The following is a 1319-nucleotide window of genomic DNA, read 5'->3' as shown; positions in this document are numbered from 1 at the left end:
AGAGGAAAAGACCGAGTAGAATATTGGCACGGTGATCCGGATACGGGACAATGGAAGTGTGAACGCAACAAAGTTCGTGTTCCTGGATTAGTGCACGAAGCCTCAACCATGTGGATTGGCGATGATGAAGAGGCTGTTGTTGGGTTAGATTATCAGCTTAAGGGTGTCGAGAATATCTATATCACCGGAGCTTCACTTTGGCCGACTGGCGGTTCTTGGAACCCAACGTTGACTATGGTTGCCCTTGCCCAACATCTAGCCGATAACCTTACCGAACAAGCTAAGGAAACTAAGACATAAGGGATGCAAACAGTCACGAGTGTAGAGTTGTTGACTATTTATCAATGCAATACCCCTAACATTGCACCAATTGAGACAAGCCCTATCAACCTCAAAACCCTAAATCTGCCTTAGCCGCCTCCGCCGCCGCAAACACTTCCTCGTCGGACTTTTCTTGCCAAGAAGTATCCCCAATTTCTGCATAGAATTTCTGGTCATAGGCACGAGTTCTTACTACCACAGGCATTGGCACGGCATGACCTAAAATCAAAGCTTGTTGCTTAGAATCTAGTTTGGCTAATACTGAACGTAGACTTTGCCCCCCAGAAACCCCTGTAAAGATTGCTTCAATATCCTTATCATCATTAAGCAAACAGGTAATGCGAGTACCAACCTGAGACATTACCTCATTATCAATTCCAGAAGGACGCTGATCCACTACCAGTAAGGTCACAAAGTACTTGCGCATCTCGCGAGCAATAATCCCAAAAATAGTCTGGCGCACGGTAGATGGATCAAGGAAGCGGTGCGCTTCTTCAATTGTAATTACTAAAGGACGAGGTCGATCGCTAGGATTTTTCGACTGCAAAAACTTCTCAGCTTTACGTACATAGCTACTATGGATGCGGCGAGTCATCAAATTGGCTGCCAACATATAGGAAAGCATATTAGACTGAGAACCAAATTCCACCACCACATGCTTACCCGCGTCTAGAGATTGTAAAATTCGGTCTACATAATTGTGCGGACAAGCAGTGCGCATGTATTTTAATTCATCCAGACGCAATAGTTTGCGCTGCAGCGCCATAATTGAGGACTTATTACCTCGTTTTTCGTCACAAAACTCCTGGATTTCTTCATTAGTCATCGCTAATAGCTGCACCATCCAGGATTTGCCAAACTCATTGCGCAGAATAATCGCATTTTCTAGACTCGCCTCGGAAAGATTTAACTCTCCCCGCACCAGCATGATATCTTCAACTTCAATTTGGTCATAGCTGAGAAAAAGTTCATGGGCATCTCGAATACCACGGCGTCTA

General features: G+C 44.9%; 2 protein-coding genes. One reads left to right on the top strand and one right to left on the bottom strand.

Annotated features, from left to right (window positions below):
- Positions 1-300, top strand: a 300-nt coding sequence (locus F6K23_RS40695; protein ID WP_293166919.1) for a GMC oxidoreductase, incomplete at its 5' end; no start/stop codon positions are given.
- A gap of 91 nt (positions 301-391) precedes the next feature.
- On the opposite strand, the gene F6K23_RS40690 is transcribed toward F6K23_RS40695, so the two are convergent.
- Positions 392-1319, bottom strand: a 928-nt coding sequence (locus F6K23_RS40690; RefSeq protein WP_293166917.1) for an ATP-binding protein, incomplete at its 5' end; no start/stop codon positions are given.

The organism is Okeania sp. SIO2C9 (assembly GCF_010672455.1).
GTDB lineage: Bacteria > Cyanobacteriota > Cyanobacteriia > Cyanobacteriales > Microcoleaceae > Okeania.
The sequence above is the reverse complement of the archived record's forward strand: the minus strand, read 5'-3'. Positions and strand labels throughout refer to the sequence as shown.